The sequence below is a fragment of the Sphingomonas sp. CFBP 8760 genome (assembly GCF_014841615.1).
Lineage (GTDB): Bacteria > Pseudomonadota > Alphaproteobacteria > Sphingomonadales > Sphingomonadaceae > Sphingomonas.
Genome location: NZ_JACYUG010000012.1, coordinates 1 through 26,195 on the forward strand (window position 1 = coordinate 1; position 26,195 = coordinate 26,195).

Annotated in this window: 30 protein-coding genes; 23 read left to right on the forward strand and 7 right to left on the reverse strand. The window is 64.4% G+C overall.

What is annotated here, in order from left to right; translation table 11 throughout:
- Nucleotides 1–231 precede the first annotated feature (231 nt).
- From IFT82_RS20565 to IFT82_RS14320, 20 genes are all read left to right on the forward strand, one after another.
- Complete coding sequence (locus IFT82_RS20565; protein WP_207105790.1) at nucleotides 232–522, forward strand: hypothetical protein; 291 nt, start codon at nucleotides 232–234, stop codon at nucleotides 520–522.
- Nucleotides 522–1,214: a hypothetical protein gene (locus IFT82_RS14230; protein WP_192127929.1), complete on the forward strand. Its 693-nt coding sequence runs from the start codon at nucleotides 522–524 to the stop codon at nucleotides 1,212–1,214. The genes IFT82_RS20565 and IFT82_RS14230 overlap by 1 nt, the downstream gene beginning before the upstream one ends.
- Nucleotides 1,211–1,852 (forward strand): hypothetical protein, encoded by a 642-nt coding sequence (locus IFT82_RS14235; RefSeq protein WP_192127931.1) that lies wholly within the window; start codon nucleotides 1,211–1,213, stop codon nucleotides 1,850–1,852. The genes IFT82_RS14230 and IFT82_RS14235 overlap by 4 nt, the downstream gene beginning before the upstream one ends.
- 1 nt (nucleotide 1,853) lies before the next feature.
- Nucleotides 1,854–2,264 (forward strand): DUF6950 family protein, encoded by a 411-nt coding sequence (locus IFT82_RS14240; protein WP_192127933.1) that lies wholly within the window; start codon nucleotides 1,854–1,856, stop codon nucleotides 2,262–2,264.
- Nucleotides 2,264–5,911: a hypothetical protein gene (locus tag IFT82_RS14245; RefSeq protein ID WP_192127935.1), complete on the forward strand. Its 3,648-nt coding sequence runs from the start codon at nucleotides 2,264–2,266 to the stop codon at nucleotides 5,909–5,911. The genes IFT82_RS14240 and IFT82_RS14245 overlap by 1 nt, the downstream gene beginning before the upstream one ends.
- A gap of 9 nt (nucleotides 5,912–5,920) precedes the next feature.
- Entirely contained in the window at nucleotides 5,921–6,259 is a 339-nt protein-coding gene (locus IFT82_RS14250) for a hypothetical protein (RefSeq protein WP_192127937.1), read from the forward strand.
- Complete coding sequence (locus IFT82_RS14255; protein ID WP_192127939.1) at nucleotides 6,259–6,975, forward strand: hypothetical protein; 717 nt, start codon at nucleotides 6,259–6,261, stop codon at nucleotides 6,973–6,975. The genes IFT82_RS14250 and IFT82_RS14255 overlap by 1 nt, the downstream gene beginning before the upstream one ends.
- Before the next feature lie 60 nt (nucleotides 6,976–7,035).
- Nucleotides 7,036–7,326: a hypothetical protein gene (locus IFT82_RS14260; protein ID WP_192127941.1), complete on the forward strand. Its 291-nt coding sequence runs from the start codon at nucleotides 7,036–7,038 to the stop codon at nucleotides 7,324–7,326.
- Nucleotides 7,323–7,574 carry a hypothetical protein gene (locus IFT82_RS14265; RefSeq protein ID WP_192127943.1) on the forward strand — a complete coding sequence of 84 codons (252 nt, stop codon included), beginning with the start codon at nucleotides 7,323–7,325 and terminating at the stop codon, nucleotides 7,572–7,574. The genes IFT82_RS14260 and IFT82_RS14265 overlap by 4 nt, the downstream gene beginning before the upstream one ends.
- A gap of 24 nt (nucleotides 7,575–7,598) precedes the next feature.
- A complete protein-coding gene (locus IFT82_RS14270; protein ID WP_244646772.1) occupies nucleotides 7,599–8,450 on the forward strand; it encodes a glycoside hydrolase family 108 protein in 852 nt (283 codons plus the stop codon).
- Nucleotides 8,447–8,935, forward strand: coding sequence for a hypothetical protein (locus IFT82_RS14275; protein WP_192127945.1), 489 nt, complete (start codon nucleotides 8,447–8,449; stop codon nucleotides 8,933–8,935). Before IFT82_RS14270 ends, IFT82_RS14275 begins: the two co-directional genes overlap by 4 nt.
- A 25-nt stretch (nucleotides 8,936–8,960) precedes the next feature.
- Nucleotides 8,961–9,263: a hypothetical protein gene (locus IFT82_RS14280; protein ID WP_192127947.1), complete on the forward strand. Its 303-nt coding sequence runs from the start codon at nucleotides 8,961–8,963 to the stop codon at nucleotides 9,261–9,263.
- The gene (locus IFT82_RS14285; RefSeq protein WP_192127948.1) at nucleotides 9,263–9,634 is read left to right on the forward strand and encodes a hypothetical protein; all 372 of its coding nucleotides are present in this window, start codon (nucleotides 9,263–9,265) and stop codon (nucleotides 9,632–9,634) included. Before IFT82_RS14280 ends, IFT82_RS14285 begins: the two co-directional genes overlap by 1 nt.
- On the forward strand, nucleotides 9,631–9,918 hold the full coding sequence (locus tag IFT82_RS14290) for a hypothetical protein (protein ID WP_192127950.1): 288 nt from the start codon (nucleotides 9,631–9,633) through the stop codon (nucleotides 9,916–9,918). The genes IFT82_RS14285 and IFT82_RS14290 overlap by 4 nt, the downstream gene beginning before the upstream one ends.
- 10 nt (nucleotides 9,919–9,928) lie before the next feature.
- The gene (locus IFT82_RS14295; protein WP_192127952.1) at nucleotides 9,929–10,144 is read left to right on the forward strand and encodes a hypothetical protein; all 216 of its coding nucleotides are present in this window, start codon (nucleotides 9,929–9,931) and stop codon (nucleotides 10,142–10,144) included.
- The gene (locus tag IFT82_RS14300; RefSeq protein WP_192127955.1) at nucleotides 10,144–10,725 is read left to right on the forward strand and encodes a hypothetical protein; all 582 of its coding nucleotides are present in this window, start codon (nucleotides 10,144–10,146) and stop codon (nucleotides 10,723–10,725) included. The genes IFT82_RS14295 and IFT82_RS14300 overlap by 1 nt, the downstream gene beginning before the upstream one ends.
- 3 nt (nucleotides 10,726–10,728) lie before the next feature.
- On the forward strand, nucleotides 10,729–11,376 hold the full coding sequence (locus IFT82_RS14305) for a hypothetical protein (protein ID WP_192127957.1): 648 nt from the start codon (nucleotides 10,729–10,731) through the stop codon (nucleotides 11,374–11,376).
- A 10-nt stretch (nucleotides 11,377–11,386) separates the two neighbouring features.
- Nucleotides 11,387–12,946 (forward strand): hypothetical protein, encoded by a 1,560-nt coding sequence (locus IFT82_RS14310; RefSeq protein ID WP_192127959.1) that lies wholly within the window; start codon nucleotides 11,387–11,389, stop codon nucleotides 12,944–12,946.
- Nucleotides 12,947–13,011: 65 nt separating this feature from the next.
- Complete coding sequence (locus tag IFT82_RS14315) at nucleotides 13,012–15,489, forward strand: hypothetical protein (RefSeq protein WP_207105791.1); 2,478 nt, start codon at nucleotides 13,012–13,014, stop codon at nucleotides 15,487–15,489.
- A gap of 67 nt (nucleotides 15,490–15,556) precedes the next feature.
- Nucleotides 15,557–16,192: a PEPxxWA-CTERM sorting domain-containing protein gene (locus IFT82_RS14320; RefSeq protein WP_192127963.1), complete on the forward strand. Its 636-nt coding sequence runs from the start codon at nucleotides 15,557–15,559 to the stop codon at nucleotides 16,190–16,192.
- Nucleotides 16,193–16,433: 241 nt separating this feature from the next.
- Here IFT82_RS14320 and IFT82_RS14325 read toward each other — a convergent pair whose 3' ends face one another.
- Genes IFT82_RS14325 through IFT82_RS14335 form a run of 3 tightly spaced genes read right to left on the reverse strand, consistent with a single transcriptional unit; the run spans nucleotide 16,434 to nucleotide 17,914 of the window.
- Nucleotides 16,434–17,411 (reverse strand): reverse transcriptase family protein, encoded by a 978-nt coding sequence (locus tag IFT82_RS14325; protein ID WP_192127965.1) that lies wholly within the window; start codon nucleotides 17,409–17,411, stop codon nucleotides 16,434–16,436.
- The gene (locus IFT82_RS14330) at nucleotides 17,368–17,697 is read right to left on the reverse strand and encodes a helix-turn-helix domain-containing protein (RefSeq protein WP_192127967.1); all 330 of its coding nucleotides are present in this window, start codon (nucleotides 17,695–17,697) and stop codon (nucleotides 17,368–17,370) included. Before IFT82_RS14330 ends, IFT82_RS14325 begins: the two co-directional genes overlap by 44 nt.
- A 40-nt stretch (nucleotides 17,698–17,737) precedes the next feature.
- Nucleotides 17,738–17,914, reverse strand: coding sequence for a hypothetical protein (locus tag IFT82_RS14335; RefSeq protein ID WP_192127969.1), 177 nt, complete (start codon nucleotides 17,912–17,914; stop codon nucleotides 17,738–17,740).
- 705 nt (nucleotides 17,915–18,619) lie between these two features.
- Between IFT82_RS14335 and IFT82_RS14340 the strand changes: the two genes are divergently transcribed.
- Nucleotides 18,620–20,314 carry a hypothetical protein gene (locus IFT82_RS14340; RefSeq protein WP_192127971.1) on the forward strand — a complete coding sequence of 565 codons (1,695 nt, stop codon included), beginning with the start codon at nucleotides 18,620–18,622 and terminating at the stop codon, nucleotides 20,312–20,314.
- Between the two features lie 602 nt (nucleotides 20,315–20,916).
- Entirely contained in the window at nucleotides 20,917–22,134 is a 1,218-nt protein-coding gene (locus IFT82_RS14345) for a tyrosine-type recombinase/integrase (RefSeq protein ID WP_192127973.1), read from the forward strand.
- Nucleotides 22,135–22,152: 18 nt separating this feature from the next.
- Here IFT82_RS14345 and IFT82_RS14350 read toward each other — a convergent pair whose 3' ends face one another.
- The 4 genes from IFT82_RS14350 to IFT82_RS14365 all read right to left on the reverse strand — a co-directional run bounded on the left by IFT82_RS14350 (nucleotide 22,153) and on the right by IFT82_RS14365 (nucleotide 25,467).
- Nucleotides 22,153–22,392, reverse strand: a complete 240-nt coding sequence (locus IFT82_RS14350) for a DUF6894 family protein (protein WP_192127975.1) — start codon at nucleotides 22,390–22,392, stop codon at nucleotides 22,153–22,155.
- 307 nt (nucleotides 22,393–22,699) lie between these two features.
- Nucleotides 22,700–23,581: a helix-turn-helix domain-containing protein gene (locus IFT82_RS14355; protein WP_192127977.1), complete on the reverse strand. Its 882-nt coding sequence runs from the start codon at nucleotides 23,579–23,581 to the stop codon at nucleotides 22,700–22,702.
- Nucleotides 23,582–23,996: 415 nt separating this feature from the next.
- A complete protein-coding gene (locus tag IFT82_RS14360) occupies nucleotides 23,997–24,653 on the reverse strand; it encodes a TetR/AcrR family transcriptional regulator (protein ID WP_192127979.1) in 657 nt (218 codons plus the stop codon).
- A 7-nt stretch (nucleotides 24,654–24,660) separates the two neighbouring features.
- Nucleotides 24,661–25,467 (reverse strand): inositol monophosphatase family protein, encoded by an 807-nt coding sequence (locus tag IFT82_RS14365; RefSeq protein ID WP_192127981.1) that lies wholly within the window; start codon nucleotides 25,465–25,467, stop codon nucleotides 24,661–24,663.
- A gap of 69 nt (nucleotides 25,468–25,536) precedes the next feature.
- Here IFT82_RS14365 and IFT82_RS14370 point away from each other — a divergent pair, with 69 nt between their 5' ends.
- Complete coding sequence (locus IFT82_RS14370) at nucleotides 25,537–26,079, forward strand: peroxiredoxin (RefSeq protein WP_192127983.1); 543 nt, start codon at nucleotides 25,537–25,539, stop codon at nucleotides 26,077–26,079.
- Nucleotides 26,080–26,195 lie beyond the last annotated feature (116 nt).

Here is a 26,195-nt window from a genome sequence, read left to right on the forward strand (position 1 = left end):
CAACTACTTCAGCTCCTGCGGCTATGATCCGGACTGAATGGAATCCGCTCTAATCCGCTGAAGAACCTGATCAACGGCAACAGCGCGGCGCCGACGATCGGGGGGCTGTTCGGCACCATCGGCAAGATATTCGCCGGCACCCGTGGCGGCTGGTCGGGGGGCATAGACGCGTCGTCGTCGCTACCCGACTTCGACCCGATCAAGACCTTCGACCAGATCGCGCTGCCCCGCTTGGCCTCCGGTACCGAGCGCGCCAGCGGCGGTGCGGTGTGGGTGGGCGAACACGGACCAGAGATCGTCGACATGCCGGTCGGTGCGCGGGTGACGCCGGCGAGTGAATCGCGCCGGATGGCTGCCAATGATTCGATGCCCTCGATCAACATCCCGATCTCTATCGACGCCACCGGCGCCGACCCGGCCTCCGCAATGCGCGCCGAACAGGCGGTCGACCAGCTGCGTGGCGAATTGCCCGGCATCATCCTTTCGGTCCTGACCGAAGCCAAGGCGCGGAGAATCATCTGATGATCATCTATCCCCGCCCGATGCCGCTCACCGGCATGGCCCAGCAGCTGTTCGACATCCTGCGCGTCGATCAATCGGCACCGGAAGCCGGCGGCTATATGGGCGGCGTCCAGTCCGGGTTTCCGCTGTGGGTGGCGACCTGGACGACCGGCCGCAACAAGCGCGACGTGTCCGACGAGTGGATCGCCTGGCTGTCGACCATGCGGGGGCAGCAGCGGCGCTTCCTCGGCCGCGACTTTGCCCGCTCGTTTCCCCGCCGGTACCCGAATGGCTTCGGCGGCCTCCGGGTCGGCGAAGCCGCCTTCACGGGCACTGCGGCGACCTGGTCGGAGACGATGGACGCGGAGGCCAATGCGCAGCTCACCCTGACCGGCCTGCCGGTCGGCCTCGTGCTATCGTTAACGGACCTGATCGGGTTCCGCTGGGATGCCGGCGGCGCTGCGGCGGGCACCTTCGGCCGTCGCACCATCGCGCGCGTCACCGAGGCGGGCGTTGCAGATGCACAGGGCCGGGTCACCGTCGGGATCGAGCCGCCCCTGCCATATTTCATCCCGGCGACCGCTCAGGCGCACCTCGAATATCCCGCGTGCGTGATGTCGATCGTCACGTCGGACACGAAGGTCGCGCCGATCGACCGCCGCCTCGTCGCCACCGGCACCGTGATCGCCGGCGTCCAGGACCTGCGCCCATGAAGATATTCAGCCCGGCCGCGATGGCGGAAATCCGCAAGGGCTCGGCGATCGTCGCCGGCGCCGTCGAAATCCTGTGTCGCGATCCAATCCGCCTGTGGGGCGGCCATGGCGAGCTGCCGATCGAGGGCGAAGCGTACCAGCCGCTCGGCGATCGCGCGCTCGGGCAGGTGTCCGGCCAGTCAATCGGCGGGGCCGCGCAGAACATCGGGCTGACGCTGTCGGGCATCGAGCCCGAAGCGATCGAGCTGCTCGATGCCGAGGAGGTCCGCCGCGCGCCGGCGACGTTGCGCCGCCTGATCTTCAGCGGCGACGGCAAGCGCATGCTCGATCAGCACGTCTTCACCCGCGGCCGGCTCGATCCGCTGACGGTGCGTGACGTGATCGGCGGTACCGCGACGATCAACACTTCGATCGAGAGCGCCGCGCGCGGGCTCGGCCGACGTGGCGGCCGGATGCGAACAGATGCCGACCAGCGGCTGATCAAGGCCGACGACGGCTTCTTCAAGAACGTCAGCTTCGCGGCCGAGAAGAACCTGTACTGGGGCGGCCAGAAGCCCGCCACCGCTGCGCAGGCCACCGGCGCGATCCCCGCCTCTGGCTATGCCGGCGGCTACAACGCGCAGCTGCAGGCGGAATAGCATGGCCCAGCACCGGGATATCGACGCGCTGATTGCGTGGCTGGAGAGTGTTGCCCGCCGCCCGTTCTCGTGGCGATCGCTCCACTGCGCCGCCTATGCCGCGCAGGCGGTGAAGGCGCAGGGCGGGGGAAATCCCATGGCGGGCATCGTTTGCCGCTCCAAGGGCGCTGCCCATGCCACACTGGCGGCCGAGGGCGGCATGGAGGCGGCCGTCGATCGTCGCCTCGTCCGCATCCCGCCGGCGCTGGCGTCGCGCGGCGATATCGCCGGCGTGCCCGACGACGAGTTCGGTGTCCGCCTGCTGGTGGTGGAGGGCGCGACGCTCGTCGGGCCCGGCGTGACCGGCGCGCAGCGGCTGCCCCGCTCGATGATGACGATGGCCTGGTCAGCTATGCCCGGGGGGGATGCCTGATGTCCAAGACGGTTGGCAAAATCCTCGCCGTCGCCGCGGTCGTCGTCGGCGTCGTCGCCGCGATCCCGACGCTCGGCGGCAGTCTCGTCCTGACCGCGGGCGCGGCGTCGCTGATCAGCGCCGGCATCGCGGCCGCCACCTTCGTCAATTCGGCGATCCTGGCGTCGAAGGCGAAGAACCAGCTGCAGGCGCGTCAGGCGTCGGTGGTGGCGCTGCAATTCGGCGAGGTCGCGCGCGAGGGCCTGCTCGGTCAGATGCTGACCGGCGGGTCGTTGGTCGACGCCTTCAACTGGGGCGGTAAGGACGGCACCGATTGGGAATGCCGCGTGATCGCGCTCGTCGACCATTTCTGCGACGGCCTGGTCGGCTTCTTCGTCAACGACGTGTTCGTGACCTACACCGGCGATGGACCGGTGACCGGCTACAACGGCCAGCTCGAGGTCTACTGGCGCCCGGGTTCGATGAACCAAACGGTGCCGGCGGTGGTGCTGGCGAACGGCCCCGGCTGGCGGGCGTCCGACATCGGCGCCGGCGTCGCGTGGGTCGCGGTCTGCTACAAGGCGGACAAGGCCGATGCGAAAAAGCCGGTCTGGCCTGGCGGCCGTCCCGGGTTCACTTGGCTGGTGCGCGGTAAGCGCTGCTACCAGGCGCGCAAGGATTCGAGCGTCGGCGGATCGGGCTCGCACCGGTGGGACGATCCCTCCACCTGGGAGTGGACCGACAACCTGATCGACTGCCGGTACAACTGGGTGCGCGGCATCTATGCTGGCGACCGGGTCGACGATCCCGACATGCTGCTGGTCGGCCGCGGCCTGTCCGCGATTGAGGCGCCGCCCGCCAATGTCTTCGCGCCGGCCAACGTCTGCGACGAGTTGGTCGCGATCGACGCCGGCGGCAGCGAGAAGCGATACCGAATGAACGGCGTCGTGAAGGCCGACGAGGCGTACGTCGAGATCGAGGAGCATTTCGCGGCCGCGTGCGGTGGCGTGATCGTCCAGCCCGAGGGCGCCGTCGAGATCGAGCCCGGCCAGGCGAAGTCGCCCGTCTTCTTCTTCTCCGACGAGGACCTCCTCGTCGGCTCCACCGTCGAGTTTTCCGACACGCTGCCGGAATCGGACGAGGCATGGGTCAACACCGTCAGCCCGCGCTACGTCGAGCCCCAGCTGAAGTTCGCCGACCATGCCGCACCCGTGCGGCGCCTGGTGTCCGACATCATCATCGATGGCGGCCCGCGCGAGCAGTCGCTGTCGCTGGCGTTCATCACCTCCGGCACGCAGGCCGGCCGGGTCGGCGAGATCGCCCGACGCCTCGGCCGCCTGCCGGCGCGCGGCAAGGTCACGCTGCCCCCGCCCTTTGCCGAGGTCGAGGAGGGCGACTGGGGCGTCTGGACGTCGAAGCGGTACCTGAAGGGCAAGAGCGTGCTGTTCCGGGTCGAAGCCTATGCCCTCGATGGCAAGTGGCACAACACGCTGACGCTGCGCGAGGTCAGCCCGCTGGTCTACGCGCGCGACGCGGACAAGGAATCGACCTCGATCGCGCTGCAGGCCGGCGATATCGCGCCGATCGGGCAGCCCGGCGCCGGCGCGTGGATCGCCAAGCCGGTGTCGCTGACGCAGGGCGACACCGCCATCCCGGGGATCGAGATCTCGGGCGCGACCGACAACGACTATGCGGATTTGGTTCGCTTTGAATTCCTGCCGGCGGAAGGCGTCGTCGACGTCAACATCGCCGGCGGCTGGCGCGAGAGCGGCGTTGCCGGGCCGGACGTCCGCAGCCACCTGATCACCAGCGTGGCGCCGCGCACCTTCTACTATCTGGCGGTGTCCTACATGGTCGGCCGGCGCCCAGGGCCGCGCCGCATCCTGGGCCCGATATCGACCGATCCGACTGCAGCCGACTGGGAGACGGTGAAGGGGCCGAACAAGCCGGCCGACAACGCGACCAACAGCGGCGACGAAACCTCGCCCTTCGGCCCCGGCACCGTTGGCGGCACGATCAAGCGGATCACCGACAATGAGAAGGCGATCAAGGCGGTCGAGGGCGTCAACAAATACGCCGAGACCGTCACCATCCCGGGGATCAACAAGCGGATCGACGACGCCAATCGCGATATTGCCGCAGCCGATAAGAGGATCGACGACACCCGCGCCGAGGTGAACGCCCGTTTCGAAAGCACGGACGACAAGATCGCGACCGAATTCGAGCGCACCGATCGCGCGCTCGATGCCGCCGACGTCGCGCTGAAGAACGAGGTTGATCGCGCCAAGGGCGAAGAGGGTGCGATCCGGATCATCACCGGGCAACAGCAGACCGCTATCGAGGGCAACAAGACCGCGATCGAGAGCGAGACAACCATCCGCGCCCGTGAGGATGCGGCGATCGTCGAGAAGGTCGACACCGCCGTTACCGAATACAAGCGACTGGACGGTGCCACGAACACCCGGATTACCGAATCTGTCACCGGGCTGAGCAATGCCGACGTCGCGATCGGGCAGCGCATCGACGAGGTGCAGACCGATTACCAGGGGAAGGACACCGCCACCAACAACCGCATCACGACCTCGGTTACCGCCCTGAGCGACGCTGACCGGGCGCTGGGCGGGCGCATCGATAGCGTCATCACCGACTATCAGGGCCGGGACGGTGCCACCAACACCCGGATCACCCAGTCGGTCACCGCGCTCAGCGACGCGGACCAGGCGCTCGGTCAGCGCATCGACAGCGTCATCACCGACTATCGCGATAAGGACAGCGCGACCAACACTAGGATCACCAACTCGATCAAGGCGCTCAGCGATGCCGACGTTGCGATCGGGCAGCGCGTCGACGGGATCGTCACCGACTATCAGGGCCGCGACGGCGCAACCAACACCCGCATCACCGAGACGGTCACCGCCCAGGCGGGGGTGAACCGCGCGTTCGGCGAACGGGTGGACGCGATCGTCACCGACTATCAAGGCCGGGACGGCGCCACGAACACCAGGATCACCCAGTCGGTATCCGCCCTCAACGATGCCGACGCGGCGATCGGGCGGCGGATCGACTCGATCGTGACGGACTACCGGGACAAGGACACCGCGACCAACACGCGGATCACCACCTCGATCAATGCGCTCAGCGATGCGAACGCAGCAATCGGCCGGCGCGTGGACGAGGTCGTGACGGACTATCGGGGCCGGGACACCACTACGAACGCGCGGATCACGCGGGAGATCGCGGCTGTTTCGGACGCCACCGGGTCTGTCGCACGGGACGTCACGACGCTGTCTGGCAATGTCGGGGGCCTGCGAACCGAGGTGGCCGAGGCGAAAGGTCTGGTCGCCGGCATCGACGGCCGGACCGAAATCTATTGGGAAGTGATTGGCAGCACTCCCGACGGTCAGGCAGTCGTCCGCCTGTCGAAAAAAGATGGCACGCGCGGCGTCTTTTACATCGGCGCCGACCTGCTGGTCGACGGCAACGCGATCATCAACGGCACGATCTTCGGCAAGGCGATCGCCGGCTCGGCCGTCCAGAAGCTGCTGTTCCGCACCCTGCCTTACGACGTGCAAATCCCGAGGGGCGGCACGACCGTTCCCGGCGGCGGGGGCAGTGGCGGCGGTGGTGGTGGCGGTGGCTGGACCCCCGACATGCCGAACCAGAACTGAGGCGCAGACATGGCGACCACCATCTTCGACGAAAGCTTCGACAAGGACGATAATGACAGCGCATTGCGCGTGCTGGTCTATGCGACCCTGTATAGCCCCGACGATATCCAGTTCACCGGCTACATCCTGCTCGATGACGCCATCAAACAGGTCTGCCCGGCCAATATCATCCTGGTGGATCGTCAGGCGCAGATACCGCTGACCCCTTTCGCCTACCTGGAGGGTGTCAGCGCGGGGCGGCACAACATTAAGTTCGTGGTCGAAAATCAGGAAGCGGACAACGTCCTCCTGACGATCAAGGCGGGCGCTACGCTTGAAGTCGCCGAGATCAAGCGGGGAGCGCGCTGATGATCTATCTGATCTATGAGCGCGCCACCGGCATCGTGATCGGCAGCCGGGTCGGTGACAAGCCGCCTACCGTCCTGCGTCACCATGCCACGGTCCAGGTCGCCGAGCTGGTCGAATACGACACGGTCAGGGTGGTTGACGGTATTGTTCGGCCGCGCCCGCTGCTCGACTTCGACGCGCCGGCGGCTGACGCGATGATCTCGGTCAATGGCGGAGATCCAATACCAGCGGCGGGATGGAAGCTGCCGACGACGCCCGGCACCTATCGGGCGATGGCGGTCGGCGCCTACCGCGGCGAGCGGGTCTCGATCGTCCGGACGCTGGCCGACGAGCAGGACTATCTGATTGGGCAGGTGAAGACGCTGGCGGCGTCGAAGAAGATGACCGCGATATCCCCGGGCACAGCCAAGCCGGAAGAATACCGGCTGAAAGCGCCGGAGATCGCCGCCAGCGCCAATGTCGTCGCCGGCGTCCTCAACGCCCTGACCGTAGCGCAGGCCGCTGCACAATATCCGACGGCCGCCAGTGAGGCGCGGTGCAGCGGTGCGCCGCTGGCCACCATACTGGCTGAATATCGAGCCGGTTCCGCAGGCTCCGACGCCGAGGTCCGCCGGCTGTCCTCGATCGAGCATACGGCCGTGAAGCGGATCAAGGCGGCGAAGACGATCGCCGATAAGCGCGCGGCTTATGCCGCGATCAACTGGAATTGGGCGTAGCCGCCCACCCTGCCCAGGTACCTGAAACACGGTGCTGCGGCCTCCATTGAGGTACCTGACATGATCGAAAGCCCCACAGGCGCGACGCAGATCGTCGCCGTCGCCCCACCCGCACGTCCGGGCATCAAGGAATGGGTGCCCGCCGTTTCGACGTTGGCAGTGCTGGCCGGGATGCTGCTCACTGGCGGCAGCTTGATCCAGACGGTCAAGGATACTGCGCTGAAGGTCGAGAAGCTCGAAAAGCGGGCCGACCTCCGCGACGACCAGCTGCGCGACGTGCAGGTCAAGATCGGCGGAATGGATGCGAAGCTCGACATCCTGGTCGGCCGCCAGCGCGAGCAGCGGCCGTGATCGACGGCGGCCTGCTCCTGATCATGCTCGGCGCGATCGCGCTGCTGGTGACGCCCGTGCAGGACGCCATTGCCTATCGCCGCTGGGCCCGCACCGCGACGATCGGCCAGACCCTGCGCGCCGCGGTGCCGATGGCCCAGTCGGCACCCGCGCTCGACCGCCTGGTCATCGAGGCGGACGTCGCGATCGCGCGTGACGAGCTGCTGGGCGGTGTCGCCGGCGTCGCCGAGATTTACCGGCGCGGCTGAACGCGCCCCCTTCAGGAGACCATCATGAAATCCATCGACTGGCGCGAGGCTTCGCGCTGGTGGTCGCTGCGCGTGTCCGCGTTCGGCTCCATCTTCTTCGCTGCAATGGCGCTGATCCCCGACCAGCTGCTCGCCCTGTGGAATGTGATGCCGGCCGAGGTCCGCGCGCATGTTCCCGCCCGCGCCGGCAACCTGATCGGCGTGGCCCTCTTCGTCCTGGTCATCGTCGCCCGGCTGATCCCGCAGGACGGATCGCTACGCGCGCTGTTCGCCTCGAAAGCGGGGGCCGTGAAGGCGAAAGCCGCCGGCGGCATGGCGGCGATCGCCATGATGATCGCCGGCGTGATCGCCATCGAGGGCGGGTATGTGAATCATCCTGCCGACCCTGGCGGCGAGACGAACATGGGCATCACCAAGCAGGTGGCGATCGCCAACGGCTACCGGGGCCCCATGCGGACGCTGCCGCGCGAGGTGGCGCACAGCATCTACTACGGCCGCTACATCGTCGCGCCCGGCTACGAGCCGCTGGTGTCGATCGACGCTCCGGTCGCGGAGGAGCTGTTCGACACCACGGTCAACATGGGCGCAGCCCGGCCGGGCCGCTGGTTCCAGCTGGCGATCAACATGCAGTGCGGCACGAAGCTGACGATCGACGGCCGCGTCGGACCCGGGACGATCGCCGCCTATCGCGCCTGCCAGCCGAAGATCGGCGCGGCCGCGCTGTGCCGCGGGACGCTCGACATGCTCGATACCGCACAAAAGGCGGAATATGCCCGCCTCATCCGCGTGAACCCGAAGCTGGCGGTCTTCCACCGCGGCTGGGTCGCGCACCGGGTCGGCAACGTCGACCGGGCCAAGTGTCAGGTGGCGGCATGATCGGCGCGATCGGCGCCATCACCGGCGTACAATGCACCGTCGGGCTCGGCCTGGTCGCGGCGCTGGCGATCGCCAGCGGCTGGGGCGCTCGCGTGGATCATCTTCGCGGCCGCTATACCGACCAGCTCGGCCTCGTCACTGCCTCGATCGAGAAGGTCACCGGCCGCGCCACCACCGCGGCCGGTGCGCCGATCGCGATCGAGGCGGTCGGCATCCTGCGCGATCGGTACCGGCAGGAGCGCGAGGCGGCGCGATCAATGGTCGAGCTGCAGGCGATGTCGATCCGAGCGCTGGCCGCCGAGAGCGCGCGCCAAGCGGCGATCGGCGCGCAGAACCGCCGGCTGGCCGAGGCGACAATGCGCGAGCGCGATGCCTGGATCGAACGGGCCGAGGCGGCCGAGACGCGCACCGCCCGCGCCAGCGCCGAAACCGAGGTCGCCGAATGCGAGCGGGTGCTCGACGCCCTCTACGCAGACGGCTTCTGACCACAACCCCACCGGGAGCATTGCCATGAAAACCATCCTCCGGCTCGCCCTGGTGGCGGGCCTGACGGGCTGCGCCGGCCGCGCGCCGCCCCCCGAGCCCGCGATCGTCTACCGTGACGCGCCCACCGCGGTCGCGGTCGGCTGTGTCGTCGATCGGCCGGTTGCGCCGGACGCGCTGCGCGTCCGGGTGCCGGCGGCCGCCTGGGCGCAGCGCGCCCCGGGCGCGAAGGCGCAGGCGGTACGCGCACAGGCCGGACGCCGCCTGAATTACGAGACCGCGGCCGCTGCGGCGACCGCCGGCTGCGCAGACGCGAAGGGGGATCACTGATGCCCCTCCCGCTTCTCGCGCCGATCGTCCGCCGTCGCATGGACCCGCGCGACACACTCGATGTCTATATCTTCCTCCTGCAGGGCGAGACCCTCGCCGACATTCTGCAGACCGGGGAGATCGTTACCCGGTTCTCTGTCGCCCTCGACCCGACCGCGATCGCTGCCGGCATGATCATCAGCGGGGAAGAAGACGCCCCGCGATACGCCGATCGCGTCTTCTTCGTGCAGCTGAAAGTCGATCCCGCGATGCGATCGAGCGCCATCTTCAATCTTGAAGGCTTGGTCAGTGGCATCGAGATCGACTTCGACACGAACTTCGAAGGGCGCGAGAAGCAGTACACCATCGGCGTCAAGGTCGTGAACAAGTGAGCGCCGCGGAGACCATCACCGGCGGCGTCAATAATGGCCAGCGCGGCACTGCCGTCTTCACCTTCTATCAGGGACCGGTCGGTATTCGTAACCGTAGTGGTTGGTTTGAGGTCGCATTTTTCTCGTCGGTGGTTCGCCCGGAGTTGCCGGCGGCCGGCCTGCTCGACGGCAAGGACGTGATGGTGACGGGCGTCACCACCCGCCACCTCGACCCGGCGAACCCCGCGAAGGGCCGGAGCGAAGAGCCGCGCGCCATCACCGCGACCGTCGTCCCCATCACCTGAAGGAGTTGGCATGGCCCTCGCCCCGCTGTCGCAGACCGTCATTCTCACGGAAGACGGCATCCCTGTCCTGGCAAAGACCCAGGTCCCTATCCCGCCCTTTGTGCTGTCGCTTCAGACCCTTTTCGAAGGGGGCCGGCGGTTCAACAGCGTCCGCCCCAGTGATGTCCCGGGCCTCGTCGAGAAGTTCCGGGAGCTTGAGGCGATCTGCAAATCGAAAGGCCGCTGATGTCCCGTAATCTGGCCAAGGTGCTGGACGACCTATTTGCTCTAGCAAAAGCGGCGCCGTCGTTCCTCGTCGAGCTGCAACCGCTGTCCCTCTCGCTCGATGAAGCCGTCGAGGGTTCTCCCGTCATCACCAATATTCTCGGTGCCACGTCAGGCGGCCGGATCAGCTGCACTCCCCCTGATGGGATGACGTTCGATCGCACGGCGCTGAGGATCGCCGGCACGCCGATGACGGTAGGCGAATACGATATCAGCCTGCGTGAGACCCATCCGCAGGGATCGAACAGCCCCAAGGTATCGGTCGTGCGATTCATCGTCATGGCCAAGCCGATCATCCCGATCGATCAGGAGCCGTACATCTGGGGCGACCCTCGCCTCGCGTGGGGGCAGTCTGGCATCGCTTGGGGGCAAGCCCTGCCCGATGGCGCCGCCCCAGTCGATCCGCCGACGGCCGTCGCCTTCTGGTCCGACCCTTTCTGGACCCGCGTGCCCTTCTGGGCCGGCTCGGACGCGACGCCTTCAACACCCGCTGCCCCCTTCTGGTCGGACCCATTCTGGACCCGCACCCCCTTCTGGAGATAATCGATGGCTATTCTTGCGAAACTGCTCGGCACTGCCAGTGAGAATTATATCGACGTTGTCGACACGCTGAACAACGCGCTCGATACCATCAAGACCCTGACGGCCGATGTCGCCGCCCTCAAGAAAGGAACGGCAACCCCGTCGCCGTCTCCCAGCCCGACGCCGTCGCCAACGCCCACGCCGTCCGGGACCGTGGTCTATCCGGGCACCGGCCAGAGCGGCACCACTGGCGATACTGGCTTCGTCGAGGTCGGCTCGCAGAACCAGCGGATGCAGTTCCCGTATAAGAACGGCGTTTCTGCGGGCATATTCATGCTCGGCATGAGTCCCGAGGGTGAGGGTGTCGCGCTCGTTCAGCAGAACGACAATAACTATCATGTCCGGCCGGTCGTCGGTTTCAGCGTCGGTGATCCGCTCGATGGAAACCGGCTGCAGAACTCGTCGATCAATCTCAACATACCTGACGGCGCGTCGTTTGCGATCGATCTCAACGAGGGCGTCCTGACCTTCCTCGTGGACGGCGCTCAAGTCAATTTCGTTGGCAACACGACGGGCAGGTTCCCGGCGGGCCAGTACATCAAGGGTACGGGCGCTCGGTATAAGAAGCACGCCGGCGGCAGCATCGCCAACCTTCAGATCATCGCCAAGTAAGGGGGCACGAATGACGATCCTAGATTTCGAGCTTCCGTCACCTAACGGCGATGTGAAGAACTTCCCGGAGGTCGCTGCTGATATTGCTGGCTTTGTGAAAGCCATCCAGCGGTTCGTTCGGCTGTGGCATTATCAAAGCGGGTCGCTCGGCGCGATGCCGATCGCGTTCGCCGGCAACAGCTTCGCGGGGTACGGATTTCTCGCGAATTCCGGTGCCTATATCGCACAGGCGATGATGCTCCACTACGACGCAGATATCATCATCGACGACCGACCCTATTACTGGAATCTCGTTGCTGGCGAAACGGACGGTGCAACAGGATACAAGGCAACCGAGAACTATCCTCGGATCGCCGATCCCAATCTGCGCGGGCTGAATTTCGGGGCCGGTGGCCGCAACACCGACCAGATGTACGACTACCAGCTCAAATACATCCTGGAGTGCGACGACGCCGGCAAGATGGCCCCCGTCATCTTTTTCGATCCGTGGGTTAACGACAACACCGAACAGGTGGGATCGGGTAAGCGCACCGTCGATCGGATGATCTCGATCTGCAAGCCGATCCTTGCTCGCGGCATCCATATGGTCGTGATCGGCAACGGCCCCCGCCAGGGCATCGGTACGGCCACCGAGAACGCCTACACCAAGAACTACGTCGAGCAACGCTTCCAGCAATGGGCGGAGAAGACGCCCGGCATGCACTTCATTCCGGTCCTCGATCTGCTCAAGGATACCGACCCAGCAGGCGAGCCGGCAGGCAATCTGAACTGGCGGACCCAGACCGACGGCGTGGTGACGAACAGCGCCACGAACGACGGCATCCACTATTCGGTCTATGGCGCGCGTCAGGTCGCCAAGCGGATTGCGGACGTTCTCGCGAAGATCGTTCGTGAGTTCGTTCCTCCCGTGTTCGACCTGACCGAATACGATGAGGATCGGAACCCGTTCGGAAACTACTACGGTCCTGCTGGTCGTCTGGTTGGTAGCGGCGGCAAGATCAACGGTGTCGCCGCACCTGTCGTCTCGAAGGAGCGGCTGGCACAAGGCAACGTCAGGGACAATATGCCGACCAACGTCGAGCTGATCTATACGCCGACCGGTACGTTCAAGGTGACGCCGATCCTGACCGGCAACCCTGACGAGCCACTGTGGCTCGAATTCTCGGGAACGCCGACCAACGACACGCACATCGTCGTTCGACTGATGAGCAATCGCAACCGGAAGACCACCAAATGGTGGTACGTCTATGGCGACGCGACGTGGGAAAACGGCAATCATGTCGCTGGTATCGCCTTGGGCGACGCTAGTCTTAACCCACCCCCCAACATTCCCCAGGTTTCGATCCGTGGTATCGGAGGCAGCGGCGGCCGTCACAACGTCATGCCGTATGTCTTGAACGAGGACGTGAAATTGCGCGGCCGCGGCAACTTCATCGGCGCTGGTGGCAACTGGGTGCCGATGGATTTGCAGACCGGGGCGTGCGCCAACATCGAGACGACCGGCCGGCTGCGCGTCAGGCGGCTGGGCATGTTCACGCGCGAGAACAACCCATATCAGGTCGCGGCGTAACGCCGCGACCCCCAGACCCGCAAGCAACGATGAAGAACAGCGGCGCCGTACAGGAAGGGATCGCGATGGACTACGACTACGACAAGCCGGGGAATATTCCGGTCATCGCCGCATCGCTTCGTGAGCGCCTGCTGCGTACCAGCCCGGCCCCGGTTGATCCGGAGCCGGACGAGCCGGAGCCGGGACCCGTCGATCCCGCCCCGGCTCCGGCTCCCTTGCCCGCCGGCGTCCCGTTCCCGGCGCTCAGAATGACGAGGGCAGACGCCTCGCCGCCAGTGGTGGTCATCGCGGGCGACAACATGCTGCAGGACGCCGGCCGTGCGTCGTTCGACCTGCTGGGTACGATGAAGGTCGCTGATCCTGCTGGGGAGTACACGCTGGGTGGTGCCGATCCCCGGAACCGCTTCAAGTTCTATCTGATCGGAACGCCGACCGGTGCCAACCTGCAGGTATCCACGGTCACCGATGGTGCGGAGAAGCTGGTGGGATCACCGAAGGTGCGTCGCATCGCGATCGGCGAGCAGCTCCGGTTCCGCATCCGCACGATCGACGGCAAAGCATATCTGGCCGTCTTCTTCGGCGGCGAGGAGGTATGGAGCGGCGGGCCTTATGCTGCTTACGCCGGCGGGACCAAGTTCGCCTGGCGCAATGATGCCCGGCCCGTCGCGAACGACGTACAGATCGCGGATGCCGTTGATCCCCTCCGATGCGATCACGCCGATATCGTCAGCACGAACGACCTGCGCGCGATCATTCCCATCAGCTATTCGACGCTCGCATCAGACCCGGAACCGGCCGGCATCGAGGTCCAGCAATATTACCTCGACGGCACGATCGCGGTACCGTGGGAAGACGCCGCGATCATTTCCTATGACGGTCCAGGCAAGTGCCGGATCGGGGCGCCAACGCCCTACCCGGGCAAGCGCGGCAAGCTAGTCGCTATCGAGGTCCGCCAGAAGGCGGTCCCTACCGTCACGACCCGCGTGAAGCTCTACTATCCCAAGCCGATGAAGATCGGCCAGAACCTGTCGAACCTGTTCTCGGCAAGCCGTCCGCTGCGCGTCTGGACGAACATGCTGAAGCAGGCGCAATGGGTACTCATCACCGACAATTATCGCGTGCTGGCGCCGAATGAGCCCGGTCATACCGACGCGCTGGGCAATCCGATCAGCGCGAACGGTGGCGACAAATGGTGCTGGTACCCGCTTCCCGATGAGCGGAACGTCGACGTGCTGCATACCCTCCGGTGGAAGGGCGGCCCGATCAAGATCGAGCATTATCTGCGGGACAACGCGCTCGGTTGGCTGGGCGCCTCGCAGATCGTCCAGGTCGACGCCAATACGCTGCAGTGGCGCAACCGTGGCGATCGTCGCGTCGCGCGCGGAAACGCACAGGCGGCGCGGTTCCGGCTCATGTCGATCGACCCGGCAAACCCGCCGACCGAAATGCAGTTGTTCACCGAGTTCGACGATCCGACGCAGACGTTCACTGCGCCCTTCGTCAGGAGCCTGAAGCAGCTGCCCGGCTGGCTGCGGTTCATGGACAACATCGGCGTCAACGGTGCGGTGTCACAGGAGGGCAGGCTTGCCTGGTCGAAGCGCGCACGCATCGACCTGATCTGCGCTGGCGGCCTCGCCTACGAACACATCGTCGAAATGGCGAACATCAGCGGCCGTCAGGTGAAGCTGAACCTGCTGCCGAACTTCGCCTACTCGGCCGAGGCCACCGATCACTTCGACCGGATGGTGGACCTGTTCCTGTTCGGGATCGGGTCTGCCGTGCCGTCGACCGGGCTGGCGCGGGCGCTTGCGATCGAGGCATTGAACGAGGCGTGGAACGACGGCCTCAACCGCGGCGGCGACTGTTTCGCCTATCTCCGGATCAAGGGCCAGCAGAGCGGCCGCAGCCCGGCCGAGGAGCGCGTCTGGTGCGTGAACTGGCTCTACCGGCGCCTGCAAACCCGATATGCCAACGACAACGACAAGCTCGATCTGAAGTTCGGTTACCAGATGGGCGCATCGGATCCCGGCTTTATGGCCGCAATGCCTGATTGGGCGGAGCTTCGGCCGCGGATCACCGGCGGCCTGATCGCGCCTTATGTCCCGGGCGATCCGAACGCGGGCCTTGCCCCCGGCCAGCAGCCCCCAGCGCTGGACCCGGCGTCCGTTTCAGCCTGGTTCATTGAGCGGCTGCACAACGCCCTGATCCCGGGCCTCCGTGCCACCGTTCACGCGATCGCGGAGCAGGGGTTGGAGGTCGAGGTGTACGAGGTCAACATGGCGATGAAGGCCATCCTCGACATGTCGATGGAGCAAATCTGGGCGTTCTATGGATCAGCCGGGTGCTACGACTTCTGGTACAACCACTTCATCCCATGGCTATCGCGGCTCGTGGGCGGCAATCAGTGCCTCTACAGCGACACCGGGGTGGTCAGCGGCCCGAATGCCGAAATGTGGACGACGATGCCGCTCCCGAACAGCGAGTTCAATCAACCTTGGGATGCATGCGTCAACTGGACGGAGGCAAACCGCATCGCGGCCTGATTATTGACTCTCTCTGCCGATCGCGACCACGCTCCCTGTAGGCGAAAAATCGTCAGGGAGAACAATCATGTCCAAGCTATGGGCGGCCTCACTGGCCGCGATCGTCGCGTGCACGACAACCGAAGCGCACGCGGCGAAGTATCTGACCGTCGACATTGCGGCAAAGGGTAGCGGCACCCGTCTAATTGGAAGCCGAACCGGCGCTTTTCCGACCCGGGTCACCCCCTTTGAAACGTTCTATGCATCGCTGTCGTATAATTTGGAGGGTGGTTTCGCCCCGTTTGAGAGCGGCACAGGCTTAACCGTAGTCGGAACGATTACGAGCCCAGTGGTCACCGGCTTTTTCAACCCGGCCGGATTCAATTTCAGGGCCAATTACCCCTTTAGCCAGTTCCTATCCTACAACCTGACTGGCAATGCCTGCTACGCGAACGCATCGCCAAAGGCCATTGCGACCGGGTCCCCCAGCGTCGATGCATCGTGCAGCGCGGTTTCATTCACCTATAGCGATGGTTTCAGCCTCACCGGCTTTGACTTCACTGGCACTTTGACCGGCATCAATTTCCGTATTGTCGAGGCAGCCTTCGTGCCCGACGTTACCTTTGCCATCCCGGAGCCTGCCACCTGGGCGCTAATGCTCGCCGGTTTCGGCATGGTCGGCTACTCGCTGCGTCGACGTCGCGCGCGGCTGGCGTTCGCCTAGGCCTTGCCCCTGAACTGCCGCAGGCGCTCGTCATTGGCGAGCGTCTGTAGATACCGCACCATGCGGGGGATCCGCGCATATTCGGTGCTAGCATATCTTGATCGCGCGCCGTCGTTCCGGCCCATATAAACCCCGGCGACGGGGGAACACCTGCCCGAATTAGGGAAACACTTCCGCAAAAAATGGTGGAAATACGTGCTCGCGGCGGACGATCCGTCCGCCGCAGCTATGCCTACAGATGTTAGGCGGCAATCACCGGCTGACCTCCACCGGCATTCAGGGGAGCTGCCTGGAGGCTGCGCTTCAAAGCACGCCATCGTTCATGGTGATAGCGCGCACGCGTCATGCATCGGCTGTTGATTTGTGCCGCTTCGTATAGGCGCGAAACAAGCTTCGGGTATTTCTCCAGCCGCTGCACAGGATCAACGCATCTTTCGACCTCGCGCACCGCCTCGCTGATTTTCCGCCATCGTGAGAAGGGCAAATCGATGCCCATGTCACCTACAATGACTCCCGTAACGAGCCGAGGCGCTCCTGGTTGGAAGGCACAATCCTTGTGCGCGCGTAACCCGGCACGGTGGATTAGAATCCGCGCTTCGTGCAGCACCGCCCGCCCCGCCCCTGGTCCCGACATGGTAATATCATCGACGTAGCAGGTCATGGTGAGGCCTCGACAATCAGCCAATGCCTTCAATTCATCAAACAGGCTCTTGTATGTATAGTAGGAAATGATCGGGCTCGCGGCGCTGCCAGTTGCAAGCTTGCCGTGAAAGCATATTAGGTTTGCGAGCAACCCCGCCACATCCGGGGCACAATGCATCACGTCGCGGAAGAAGTGCATCACCTTATGCTGTGGCACCGACTGATAGAACTTGGCAATATCTAGCTTGACCAGCCCACCAGCACCGACGTGCGCTTGCGCGTTCGAGACGTAGGATCGACCCTTGACTGCTGAGTGGAGATAAGCCGGTGCCTCAACGCGCGCGAGGTAGTGGTGGATTTGCCGGTGAAGGCTCTGCAAAGCCTCACCTGGCTCCTGGATCATGCGACCAGTCTGCTTGTGCGGATAAACCTTATAGCCGCCGTATGCAGCAAGTTGGTCGAGCTTGTTTAAGTCCCACCCTAACCGGTTCGCCAGCGCGTGCGGAGAGCGAATGCCGTACAAGTGACACCGCTCAATGGGTATGGGCTGGCTGCTTTTCCGTTTCGCTTTCGGCATCTTGATCGTCTTCCGCTATCCATTCCAGCATTTTGAGCACCTTGTCAGCGACATATAGACGTGCTCGATCAAGCTTAGGATTCTGAGTCTGTTCGGCAAAAAGCATGAGCGATGACAAAGGGATATCAAAGCGCTCCGCGTATTTCGTCAGTATTTCCAGACTGGGCTCTTTCCGCTTTCGCTCAATCTCATTGAGATATGATCGAGACATGCCAAGCTGCTCAGCCAAATTCGACTGTGTAAGCCGATGATACAACCTTAATGTTTTTAACGCTCGTTCATACATAATCATCTCCAACTAGGCGTTGGAAGGAATTAAGGGGGACTTACGTAAACATTTCCCCGATCTTCGCGACCACGCGAATGATTCCGTAGATTGCTCTCAGAATCGCCAGCATTGTCGTCCAGGTCTTCGGTTTTAGAAGCGCATCCTTAATGGGATGCACCTTTCGACTGTCTTCCGCACGCTTCTTCTCGGCATCCGGTACGGGTAAAGAACCCATCGGTACTCACTCCTGCATGCTCGCCTCCGAATTGAGGCCAGCTCCACCGCAGCAGTGACAACTAGAGAAGAAGCACCCCCCTAACCCTTCGCGCCCGCTCCACACGGGCGCGCCTTATCGGTGGCGACGGCGGTCCCCGGGCGGGGTGCCTCCACACGAGCCGACAAGTAGGAGGACCGGCCGGAGCAGGTCCCGCAGGTGATTGCTCACCCAGAGGTTAAGTGGAATGTTGCCTTTTTCCCGAATGCCTATGCCCATTTGAACGAGATCATTACGCGAGTCAACACTTTGTTCGCTGACAGCGACATTTAATTGGCCAATAGCGTCTGCTTGCGGGCGGCAATGCCCATACCTCACGGGGGAAACCGGACGCCATTTAGGGGAACGCTTAGCGCAAGAATGGCGGAAATAGGTGCTCGCGGCGGACGATTTGCCCGCCGCGAGCATGTCCGATTTTGGTGGTTAGCGGCCCGACCGCTTTCGGGAGCGCAGGTAGCGATACCCGACGCTGCCGCGTTTCCCCAGAGCGGTCGACAAATGGGAAAGCAGACGGCTTGCTGTGGCTCCGGACATGCCAGCGCTGGAGGCAACGCCGTAACTAGCTTTAACGCGTCCGCCTTGGGTGGCGGTGACGCACTGCAATTTACCCGCCGTTTGGTCGAGCAACTCGACAACTCGTTTACCCTGAGGTTGTAAGTTTTACCAATGCGCCTCCTGCCAACCTCCTTCGTCTTCTTCTTGATCACCGCTGTCGCGATGCTCTTGCAGGTGATCCCCTTCACCGGCATCTTTCTTATGTTCCTTCTGGCCCCTGTCTGGTCAGTCGTTCTCATCAACCTAGGCATGCTGGGAACGGCATTCGAAGCCGCGAGTGGCCGTGTTTCTCGCTGGTGGCTTATTGTGCCGCTGGCTTGGTTCGGCCTGTATGCCGTCGCAGTCGTTCGCGACAACGCAGCGTTGAATTCGCTGCGTGCTCAGGTCGCCACCGACAACTCGCACGTTCGAGTACCCTTTAATCCCGGCCAGCAATCGCTAGTTTTGGTCGAAGACAATCCGACTTCGAGCAATATTGGAGCGGAGTGGATCGTTGATAATTATGCCCTGCCAGTGGTCTACACCTACATGCCCGCTTCACGATTCAGTCCAGCGCGCTATCTTGCGACGCAATTAGTTAGGCAAAACGATTGCAAGAAGGTCCGTGAAATCCCTGGGGCGCTTGGTGCCGATATATTTGCGTTCGGCTTCCACGACGATCAGCCAGGCCGATTTGCCGGGCGACTTAACAGGGACTTCTGCACTCTACGGCAGCCAGAATCACCAACGCTTCCTCAAATCCGCGTCTTATTGACCGAGCATAAAGAGCAAGTGAACCGTCTACCAACAGTTCAGACCACCACGGTTATCGAAACGCCAGGAAAGGCTTACCGGCTCAGGGGCGGAAGCGCGGCGCCCTTACGCTGGTTCCCCATGCTCGCAATGGGCTGTGCGCTCAACTCAGCCGCATCAAGTTGGGATTGCGATTGGGGCTTTCTACGCGCGAGGTCTGAGCCACTCGCCGACACTGGTGAACGTTACCGAAATGCCTCATTCGCCCTCGCCAAGGCGCTCGGGCTGCATCGCGTGTCCCCCAGCGAGCGGCGGGGAGCGCCGTCTGAACTTGTGACGGCGTCGATACAGAGGATTACCGCTAGGGCACTCGCTACCGATATCGCTGATCTCGAGCAGATTAGCGGCGATCCATATGCGAAGATCGACAGTATACCGTTCCGTGTTCTTTCAATGCGCCCCGACGTCTTGTCGGCACGGGCGGAACAGATAATGCTCGCGCTTGAAAATGCGGTCAGCGCGTCCCACACCGATCAATCTCGAATGCGTGACAATGGTCGAAATCTAGCGAGCCTCATCGCGAGGTTGCCGGGACCACAATTCACGGCCTATGGCGCGCGTGTTTTGGCCTTGTATGCCGCGGTCGAAGACGATCACTGGCTCTGGGACACGGAACTGCTGCTCCGGCGTATCGGTGATCTCGGCGCGATAGCTATACCTATTGCAATTCAACCTCGCGGGATGCGATCAAACGTCAATGGCGCTGGGATTGAGGCGCTATGCCGTATCGGCCTGCCGGCACGCGGTCAGGCCACACAGTTGCTTACTCAAGCATGGGCTGACACGCGCGATTTTGATCGCGAGGAGCGGCTCGGCCTATTTGTAGCGATGCGGCGTATCGGCATCACCGTTCCACCGCTTGTCAGCGATAAGCGAGAACAAATGGGCAATTTCTTAAAAGACTGGGACGACGTTTCACCCCGGTCACCCCGGCGGGTCTGCGGGACCAGGCGAGAGGAACAGGCACGACGTGAAGAGAAATACGGAGGGCATCGCCGGACCAACTTGGACTAACGGTTGAGGCGGCAAGGGGTGGTTTTCGCTGACGGCCTATCCGGCATGTCGCCGACAATGTCTTTGAAAACCGACGATGAGCGTTAGCCGACGTTTAGCCTTTCCCAAGGGGGACCGTAGCGGGAGAGTCGCCCTGCCGATCCTGCTAAAACCGCTTGGGGCATCCGCTTTCCCGGAATCTGTTCCCAATTGCTCTCCCAAAATCACTACTCAGAGGCGGAGAACAGGAAAGGTCGCGATGTACGAATGGCTGCTTCCGGGAATCCGGATTGCCTATCTGAATGTCCGGATGTGGGCGTTAGCGGTCATAGCCCTACGGGGGAACGCTGACCCCATTTAGGGAAACACTACCACGAAAAGTGGCAGAAATGCGTGCTCGCGGCGGACGATCTGTCCGCCGCGAGCATCGCTCGTGGGCTATTCTCAGGGCGGCCCTACGAGGCGCCAAGCCGTCAGCGCTACCGCCCGGCCACTAATTTCTGATTACCGCCCTACGCCGGTACCGCGCTGGTCTTGGTATCGGATCCAGCCCTCGGAATATCTCAACCTCGGTCACCTATGCTCCTCGGTGGAGCCGCGACCGATCGCCTCCGGAGGATTTTATGCTGACCAACGCCGCGGTGCGTACCGCGCGATCGCGCGATCGCGCCTACAAGATCAGTGACGGGGGCGGCATGTATCTGCACGTTCTGCCGTCAGGCTCGAAACATTACCGGCTGAAGTTCTACCTCGCCGGCCGCGAGTGCGTGATGACGATCGGCGGAAGCCATGAGATATCGCTCGTCGATGCGCGGGCGCGACGCGATGCTGCCCGCGCCCTGGTCAACGCCGGCCAAGACCCGCGCGAGGCGGCAGTTTGCGGAATGGCGCAAGTTCGCAATTTCGAGGATGCGGCCCGAGCATGGCACGCCCATGCCCGATCAGGCTGGACGGAGGTCCATGCCGGCGAGGTCATGTCCAGCCTGCAGCGCGACGTCTTCCCGGTGATCGGGGCAATGCCACTGGCGGCGATCACGGCACCCGTCGTGCTGGCGGCGCTCCGGTCGATCGAGGGTCGCGGATCGATCAAAACGGCGCGTCGTGTCCGCCAGCGCGTCGGCTTCATCTTCGATTTTGCGGAGGCTGAAGGCTGGACCGAGGGCAATCCCGCAGAGAAGACGCTGCGCGCTCTGGCGCCAGCGCCGGCGGCCGGACGGCAACCCGCGATCGTCGACGCGGCCGAGCTGCGCGAGTTGCTCGCCGCGGCCGAGCGCGCCGTGTCGCCGGCGACGGTGAAACTGGCCTCGCAGTTTCTGGCGTTGACCGCGGTGCGCCTCGCGGCCGTGCGTGGCGCTCGCTGGATCGAGATCGAGGGCCTCGACGGTGATGCGCCCGTATGGCGGGTGCCGGCGGCCCGGATGAAGCTCGCGGTCGCGAAGAAGAATGATTCGACGCACGACCACCTCGTGCCGCTCAGCGCCGCGGCGATCGCCGTGCTGCACCAGGCCCGCGCGATCGCCGGCGACGCCGGTCTGATCTTTTCTGGCGAGACCAGCGATGCGCCGATCGGCGAGGGCGCGATCGGCCGGCTATACATGCGCGCCGGTTTCGCCGGCCGTCATGTGCCGCACGGCTGGCGGGCCAGTTTCTCGACGATCTTGAACGAGGCGATGCCGGGAGAGCGGGGCGCGATCGATCGCGCACTGGGACATGTCGGTGCCGGCGAGGAGGAGAAAGAGGAAGGGATCAACCGGGGCGTTGAGGGCGCGTACAACCGGGCTCAGCATTTGCCGCGGCGCAGGCGTTTGTTTGATGAATGGGCCTCAATCTTGATGCCGTGAAACCACTGGCGGATAGGTTCAAGGTCTGAAATCAACGACGCTTTCGAAGCTGACGACCTTCAGGACCTCGCCGGATTGATCGGCTATCTCTATGCGGTTCGACCGATAGACCGGGAGGCCCTGCTGGATTTTTGACCCGACCATTTCCCGCACGCCAGTTACTGCGGCCGCTTCAGCAGCGCTAAGGCTCGGCAGATCGAACGCTTCATGGTCACAAGCGTCGACATCAGCAAAAATATGTAGATAAAACTGGGGCATACGTCTGCACCTCCTATTGAGGTACGGTACGGCGTCGTCTTGGGGATGCCATAACACAGGTCAGCACTCCTGACTAAAATGTCGGAGCCACGGGCGCACCGGTGAGGTCTATCGAGCCATTTCCGCCTGCTGCCCCTAGGTAGCATCGTGGCGGCGCAAGCCGTCACGTCCGACAACCGGGTCTTGGCTGTCGGGTCTCTTGTGGCCTGCCTTCGCGGCATTGTGTGGAGCTTCAAATGTGTCCGAGGCCGCCTTGGCGGGCTCGCTTCCTTTTCCCCTTAAGACCTATGGGATGATAGAGACGGTTCTACGTGGTCACGTTGACTACAGAGGCACCGAGGCTGGCGAGGGCGGCCTGCAGGGGCGTCATGGGGGCCTTCATGGGCACGGGGGTCACCGGGGCCGCCTCGACGGACTTTGCCGCCCCACCGCGCCGCAGCTTGATGGTGAGGCGCTGCCAGTAGTGCCGCCATGCCTCCTTCGACATCGCACGCCGCACGACGAGGCGGTAGGCGTTGCTGGTCTGCTCCAGCTGCGGCCCGAATTCGCCCTGCCGGCCTGTCCTGGTCGTGCGCCGCACCCAGTCGATCAGACCGTGATGCTTCAGTCGCTTCAGCCCGTCAGCTACGGAATTGACGTGTACACCGGCGGCCTTGGCTATCGCCTCATGCGACGGGAACAGCGCCCCCGTCATGAAATTGGTCAGGAAGCTCAGGAGCCCCTTCAGCACGTCGACATCGATTCGACGTAGCCGGGTCTCGGCGTGCTTCAGCCATGCGTGATGTCCGGCGATCGCGATGCGTATCGCGGCCGGCCGGCCGATGGGTATCTCGGTGCGTGGCAGCGTCAACAGCTCGGCCAGTTCCGCTTCAAGCTGGCTGACTTCGTGTTTTCGACGACGCTCCTCGGCGCGAGGATATTTCGCCCACAGATCGCGCCGCAGGGCGTCGCCGGTATCTAGCAGCGTCTCCTTGTAGATCAGACCCTGCCTTACCGTGCCGTCACCGAGGCGCCCGTATGGCTTCGCCCGCAGGTCATTCTCCTCATAGCTGTTTCGCCGTGGCACGCGGCGATCGGCCGCGTGATCAGGACCGCGCGTTTTACCGCCCAGCTGAGCCGCAGCGCCTTTGAGAAGTGCGCGAACGTCGCTGACAGACGGGCCGGCGGTGAGGGGTAAGGTATGCGACATCGTGTCGGCTCCCGGATGGGAAGTCGAAGGGCGCACGAAAGCGCCGGCTGAATTGCGTTTCAGCCGTGCGCTCGCGTGATTGCGGTGCCGCTTTTCAGCGACTCGATGTCCTGGGAGGCGTTCGGCGCAGGTTCGGCGCGAGCTGTCTCAGCGCACGCAAATCTGCGGTTTAATGCGATATCAACGGAGCTGCGTTAGACCGGAAATCGGCAGAAATCGGGGCTAGACGGTTCGTTGACATCGCAGGGGTCGCAAGTTCAATCCTTGCCACGCCCACCATGAAAAGCCCCGTCGCCCCTTTGGGTCGGCGGGGTTTTTTTTGACTGTGCCGCATGCCCGGCCAGAAAGCGTCGTGCATGACTCGTCATCACGGGCCGGTGCCTGATCGCCCACCCGCCGCCCGGCGGCATCCGCGTCACCAGCCCGACCGGCCCCCGACGAACACCGCGACCAGACGCGCAACATAGGCTTCGCAGGCGGCATCGGTCACCGGGCCGTGCAGCGTCTGGATGCCGATCCAGCCGAGCAGCGCCGCGATGAAGGCGTGGACGACGCCGCGCGGATCGCCGATCGGCCAGCGGGCGCCTTCCGCCGCCGCCTTCAGCTCGTCCGCGAACAGGTCGATGGCACGGCCATAACCCTCGTCGTGGAACTGCCGCGCCAGATCGGGAAAGCGATAGGCCTCCGCCACGATCAGGTGATGGAAGGCGGCGATCTCCGGCATCCGCATCCGCGCGAGGAAGGCGATGCCGTAACGATAGAGCCGCTCCGATTCGGTGATCCCCGCCTCCGCCCGGATCGGTGCGGGGGCATGGTGCCGCCATGCCGCGATCTGTTCGAGCGCGATCGCGTGGAACAGCTCGGCCTTGCCGGCATAGCGGGCATAGAGCGTACCCTTCGACACCCCCGCCGCCGCCGCGATCGCATCCATCGAACTGTGCGCGAAGCCGTGTTCCAGGAACGTCGCGCACGCCACCGACAGGATGCGCCGCTCGATCGCGGCGACCTGATCGGCGCTCGGGCGTCCCCGCCGGGCGACGAACGGCGCGGCGCCCTTCGGCTGGGCCGTCATGCCGGCCTCAATGCCCGTGCGGGACCGACCGGATCGCCTCCAGCACGTCGTCGGTGCGGGCGGGGTCGCCGATCGCCAGCACATGGCCCTGGCTCGCGGCGGTCAGCGGATCGCCGTCCCAGTCGCACATCCGCCCGCCCGCGCCCTCGACGATCGGGACCAGCGCGGCGAAATCGTAGAGTTGCAGCCCCGATTCGGCGACGATATCCAGATGCCCCGCCGCCAGCAGCCCGTAATTGTAGCAGTCGCCGCCATAGACCGGCCCCTGCCGCGGCGATCCGCCGCTGGCCGCCGCGACCAGCGCCAGGAAATGCGGGACGTCCCCTTCCGCGAACAGATGCGGGCTGGTCGTCGCCACCGTCGCGCCCTCCAGCGCGGCACAGGCACGGGTGCGCACCGGCACGCCGTTCAGCACCGTCGGCCGCCCCGCCACGCCGACCCAGCGTTCGCGCTGCACCGGCTGGTCGATGATGCCCAGCACCGGCCAGCCATCCTCGACCAGCGCGATCAGCGTGCCGAAGATCGCGCGGCCGGCGGCGAAGCTGCGCGTACCGTCGATCGGGTCGAGCACCCATTGCCGGCCGGTGACGCCCTCCTTGATGCCGTATTCCTCGCCGTGGATGCCGTCGCCGGAGCGTTCCGCCTCGATCAGCCGGCGCATCGCCGCCTCCGCCTCCCGGTCGGCCAGCGTCACCGGCGAGCGGTCGGCCTTCAGTTCCAGCCCATGGGCCTTGCGGAAATACGGGCGGATCACCGCGCCCGCGGCGTCGGCAAGGGCGTGGGCGAGTTCGATGTCGGAAGCGGTTACGGGCATGGGGACGGCCTATCGCGCCCGTCCGCGCCGCGCTACATCCTTCGCAACCAGTCGAGAGGATTACCCGTCATGCGTCGTTTCCCCCGTTCCGCCTTCCTGATCGCCGCCGCCGCGATCGCCGCGACCCCGGCGGGTGCAGCCCTGAAACTGGGTGCCAAGGCCCCCGACTTCGCGACCCGTGGCGCGATCGCGGGCAAGGTGATGCCGGTGTCGCTGCGCGAATCGCTCCGCAAGGGGCCGGTCGTGCTGTATTTCTTCCCGGCCGCGTTCACCGGTGGATGCAATGCCGAAGCCCATGCCTTCGCCGAGGCGATCCCCCAGTTCAAGGCGGCGGGCGCGACCGTGATCGGCATGTCGGCGGACGACGTCGATACGCTCGCCCGTTTCTCGGCGGAAAAGTGCGCGGGCCAGTTCGCGGTGGCGAGCGCGGGACCGGCGGTGGTCAAGGGCTACGACGTCGCCCTGCCCCGCGCCGTGCAGGGACGCAGCGTCACCACCCGGACCAGCTACGTCATCGGGCGCGATGGCCGCATAGCCTATGTCCATGACGACATGAACCCCGCCGACCATGTCGCGCAGACGCTGGCGGCGGTGCGCAAGCTGGCGCGCTGATGCATCGGCCGGCCGGCCTGTTGATATCCCAACAGGCCGGCCGATACATCCATAATGGGGCGATAGTCGCGCCGGAACGGGAACAGTCACTGGTCGCTAACGATTTGCCGCTACCC

Bases quoted from the DNA above. Each gene is read 5' to 3' on its own strand.
- IFT82_RS14245 (WP_192127935.1), top strand. From the start codon at position 2,264: ATGTCCAAGACGGTTGGCAAAATCCTCGCCGTCGCCGCGGTCGTCGTC.
- IFT82_RS14270 (WP_244646772.1), top strand. From the start codon at position 7,599: ATGAAATCCATCGACTGGCGCGAGGCTTCGCGCTGGTGGTCGCTGCGC.
- IFT82_RS14305 (WP_192127957.1), top strand. From the start codon at position 10,729: ATGGCTATTCTTGCGAAACTGCTCGGCACTGCCAGTGAGAATTATATC.
- IFT82_RS14255 (WP_192127939.1), top strand. From the start codon at position 6,259: ATGATCTATCTGATCTATGAGCGCGCCACCGGCATCGTGATCGGCAGC.
- IFT82_RS14285 (WP_192127948.1), top strand. From the start codon at position 9,263: ATGCCCCTCCCGCTTCTCGCGCCGATCGTCCGCCGTCGCATGGACCCG.
- IFT82_RS14235 (WP_192127931.1), top strand. From the start codon at position 1,211: ATGAAGATATTCAGCCCGGCCGCGATGGCGGAAATCCGCAAGGGCTCG.
- IFT82_RS14250 (WP_192127937.1), top strand. From the start codon at position 5,921: ATGGCGACCACCATCTTCGACGAAAGCTTCGACAAGGACGATAATGAC.
- IFT82_RS14315 (WP_207105791.1), top strand. From the start codon at position 13,012: ATGGACTACGACTACGACAAGCCGGGGAATATTCCGGTCATCGCCGCA.
- IFT82_RS14355 (WP_192127977.1), bottom strand. From the start codon at position 23,581: ATGTCGCATACCTTACCCCTCACCGCCGGCCCGTCTGTCAGCGACGTT.
- IFT82_RS14330 (WP_192127967.1), bottom strand. From the start codon at position 17,697: ATGTATGAACGAGCGTTAAAAACATTAAGGTTGTATCATCGGCTTACA.
- IFT82_RS14360 (WP_192127979.1), bottom strand. From the start codon at position 24,653: ATGACGGCCCAGCCGAAGGGCGCCGCGCCGTTCGTCGCCCGGCGGGGA.
- IFT82_RS14310 (WP_192127959.1), top strand. From the start codon at position 11,387: ATGACGATCCTAGATTTCGAGCTTCCGTCACCTAACGGCGATGTGAAG.
- IFT82_RS14365 (WP_192127981.1), bottom strand. From the start codon at position 25,467: ATGCCCGTAACCGCTTCCGACATCGAACTCGCCCACGCCCTTGCCGAC.
- IFT82_RS14295 (WP_192127952.1), top strand. From the start codon at position 9,929: ATGGCCCTCGCCCCGCTGTCGCAGACCGTCATTCTCACGGAAGACGGC.
- IFT82_RS14275 (WP_192127945.1), top strand. From the start codon at position 8,447: ATGATCGGCGCGATCGGCGCCATCACCGGCGTACAATGCACCGTCGGG.
- IFT82_RS14300 (WP_192127955.1), top strand. From the start codon at position 10,144: ATGTCCCGTAATCTGGCCAAGGTGCTGGACGACCTATTTGCTCTAGCA.
- IFT82_RS14335 (WP_192127969.1), bottom strand. From the start codon at position 17,914: ATGGGTTCTTTACCCGTACCGGATGCCGAGAAGAAGCGTGCGGAAGAC.
- IFT82_RS14280 (WP_192127947.1), top strand. From the start codon at position 8,961: ATGAAAACCATCCTCCGGCTCGCCCTGGTGGCGGGCCTGACGGGCTGC.
- IFT82_RS14345 (WP_192127973.1), top strand. From the start codon at position 20,917: ATGCTGACCAACGCCGCGGTGCGTACCGCGCGATCGCGCGATCGCGCC.
- IFT82_RS14325 (WP_192127965.1), bottom strand. From the start codon at position 17,411: ATGCCGAAAGCGAAACGGAAAAGCAGCCAGCCCATACCCATTGAGCGG.
- IFT82_RS14320 (WP_192127963.1), top strand. From the start codon at position 15,557: ATGTCCAAGCTATGGGCGGCCTCACTGGCCGCGATCGTCGCGTGCACG.
- IFT82_RS14350 (WP_192127975.1), bottom strand. From the start codon at position 22,392: ATGCCCCAGTTTTATCTACATATTTTTGCTGATGTCGACGCTTGTGAC.
- IFT82_RS14240 (WP_192127933.1), top strand. From the start codon at position 1,854: ATGGCCCAGCACCGGGATATCGACGCGCTGATTGCGTGGCTGGAGAGT.
- IFT82_RS14340 (WP_192127971.1), top strand. From the start codon at position 18,620: ATGCGCCTCCTGCCAACCTCCTTCGTCTTCTTCTTGATCACCGCTGTC.
- IFT82_RS14370 (WP_192127983.1), top strand. From the start codon at position 25,537: ATGCGTCGTTTCCCCCGTTCCGCCTTCCTGATCGCCGCCGCCGCGATC.
- IFT82_RS14260 (WP_192127941.1), top strand. From the start codon at position 7,036: ATGATCGAAAGCCCCACAGGCGCGACGCAGATCGTCGCCGTCGCCCCA.
- IFT82_RS14230 (WP_192127929.1), top strand. From the start codon at position 522: ATGATCATCTATCCCCGCCCGATGCCGCTCACCGGCATGGCCCAGCAG.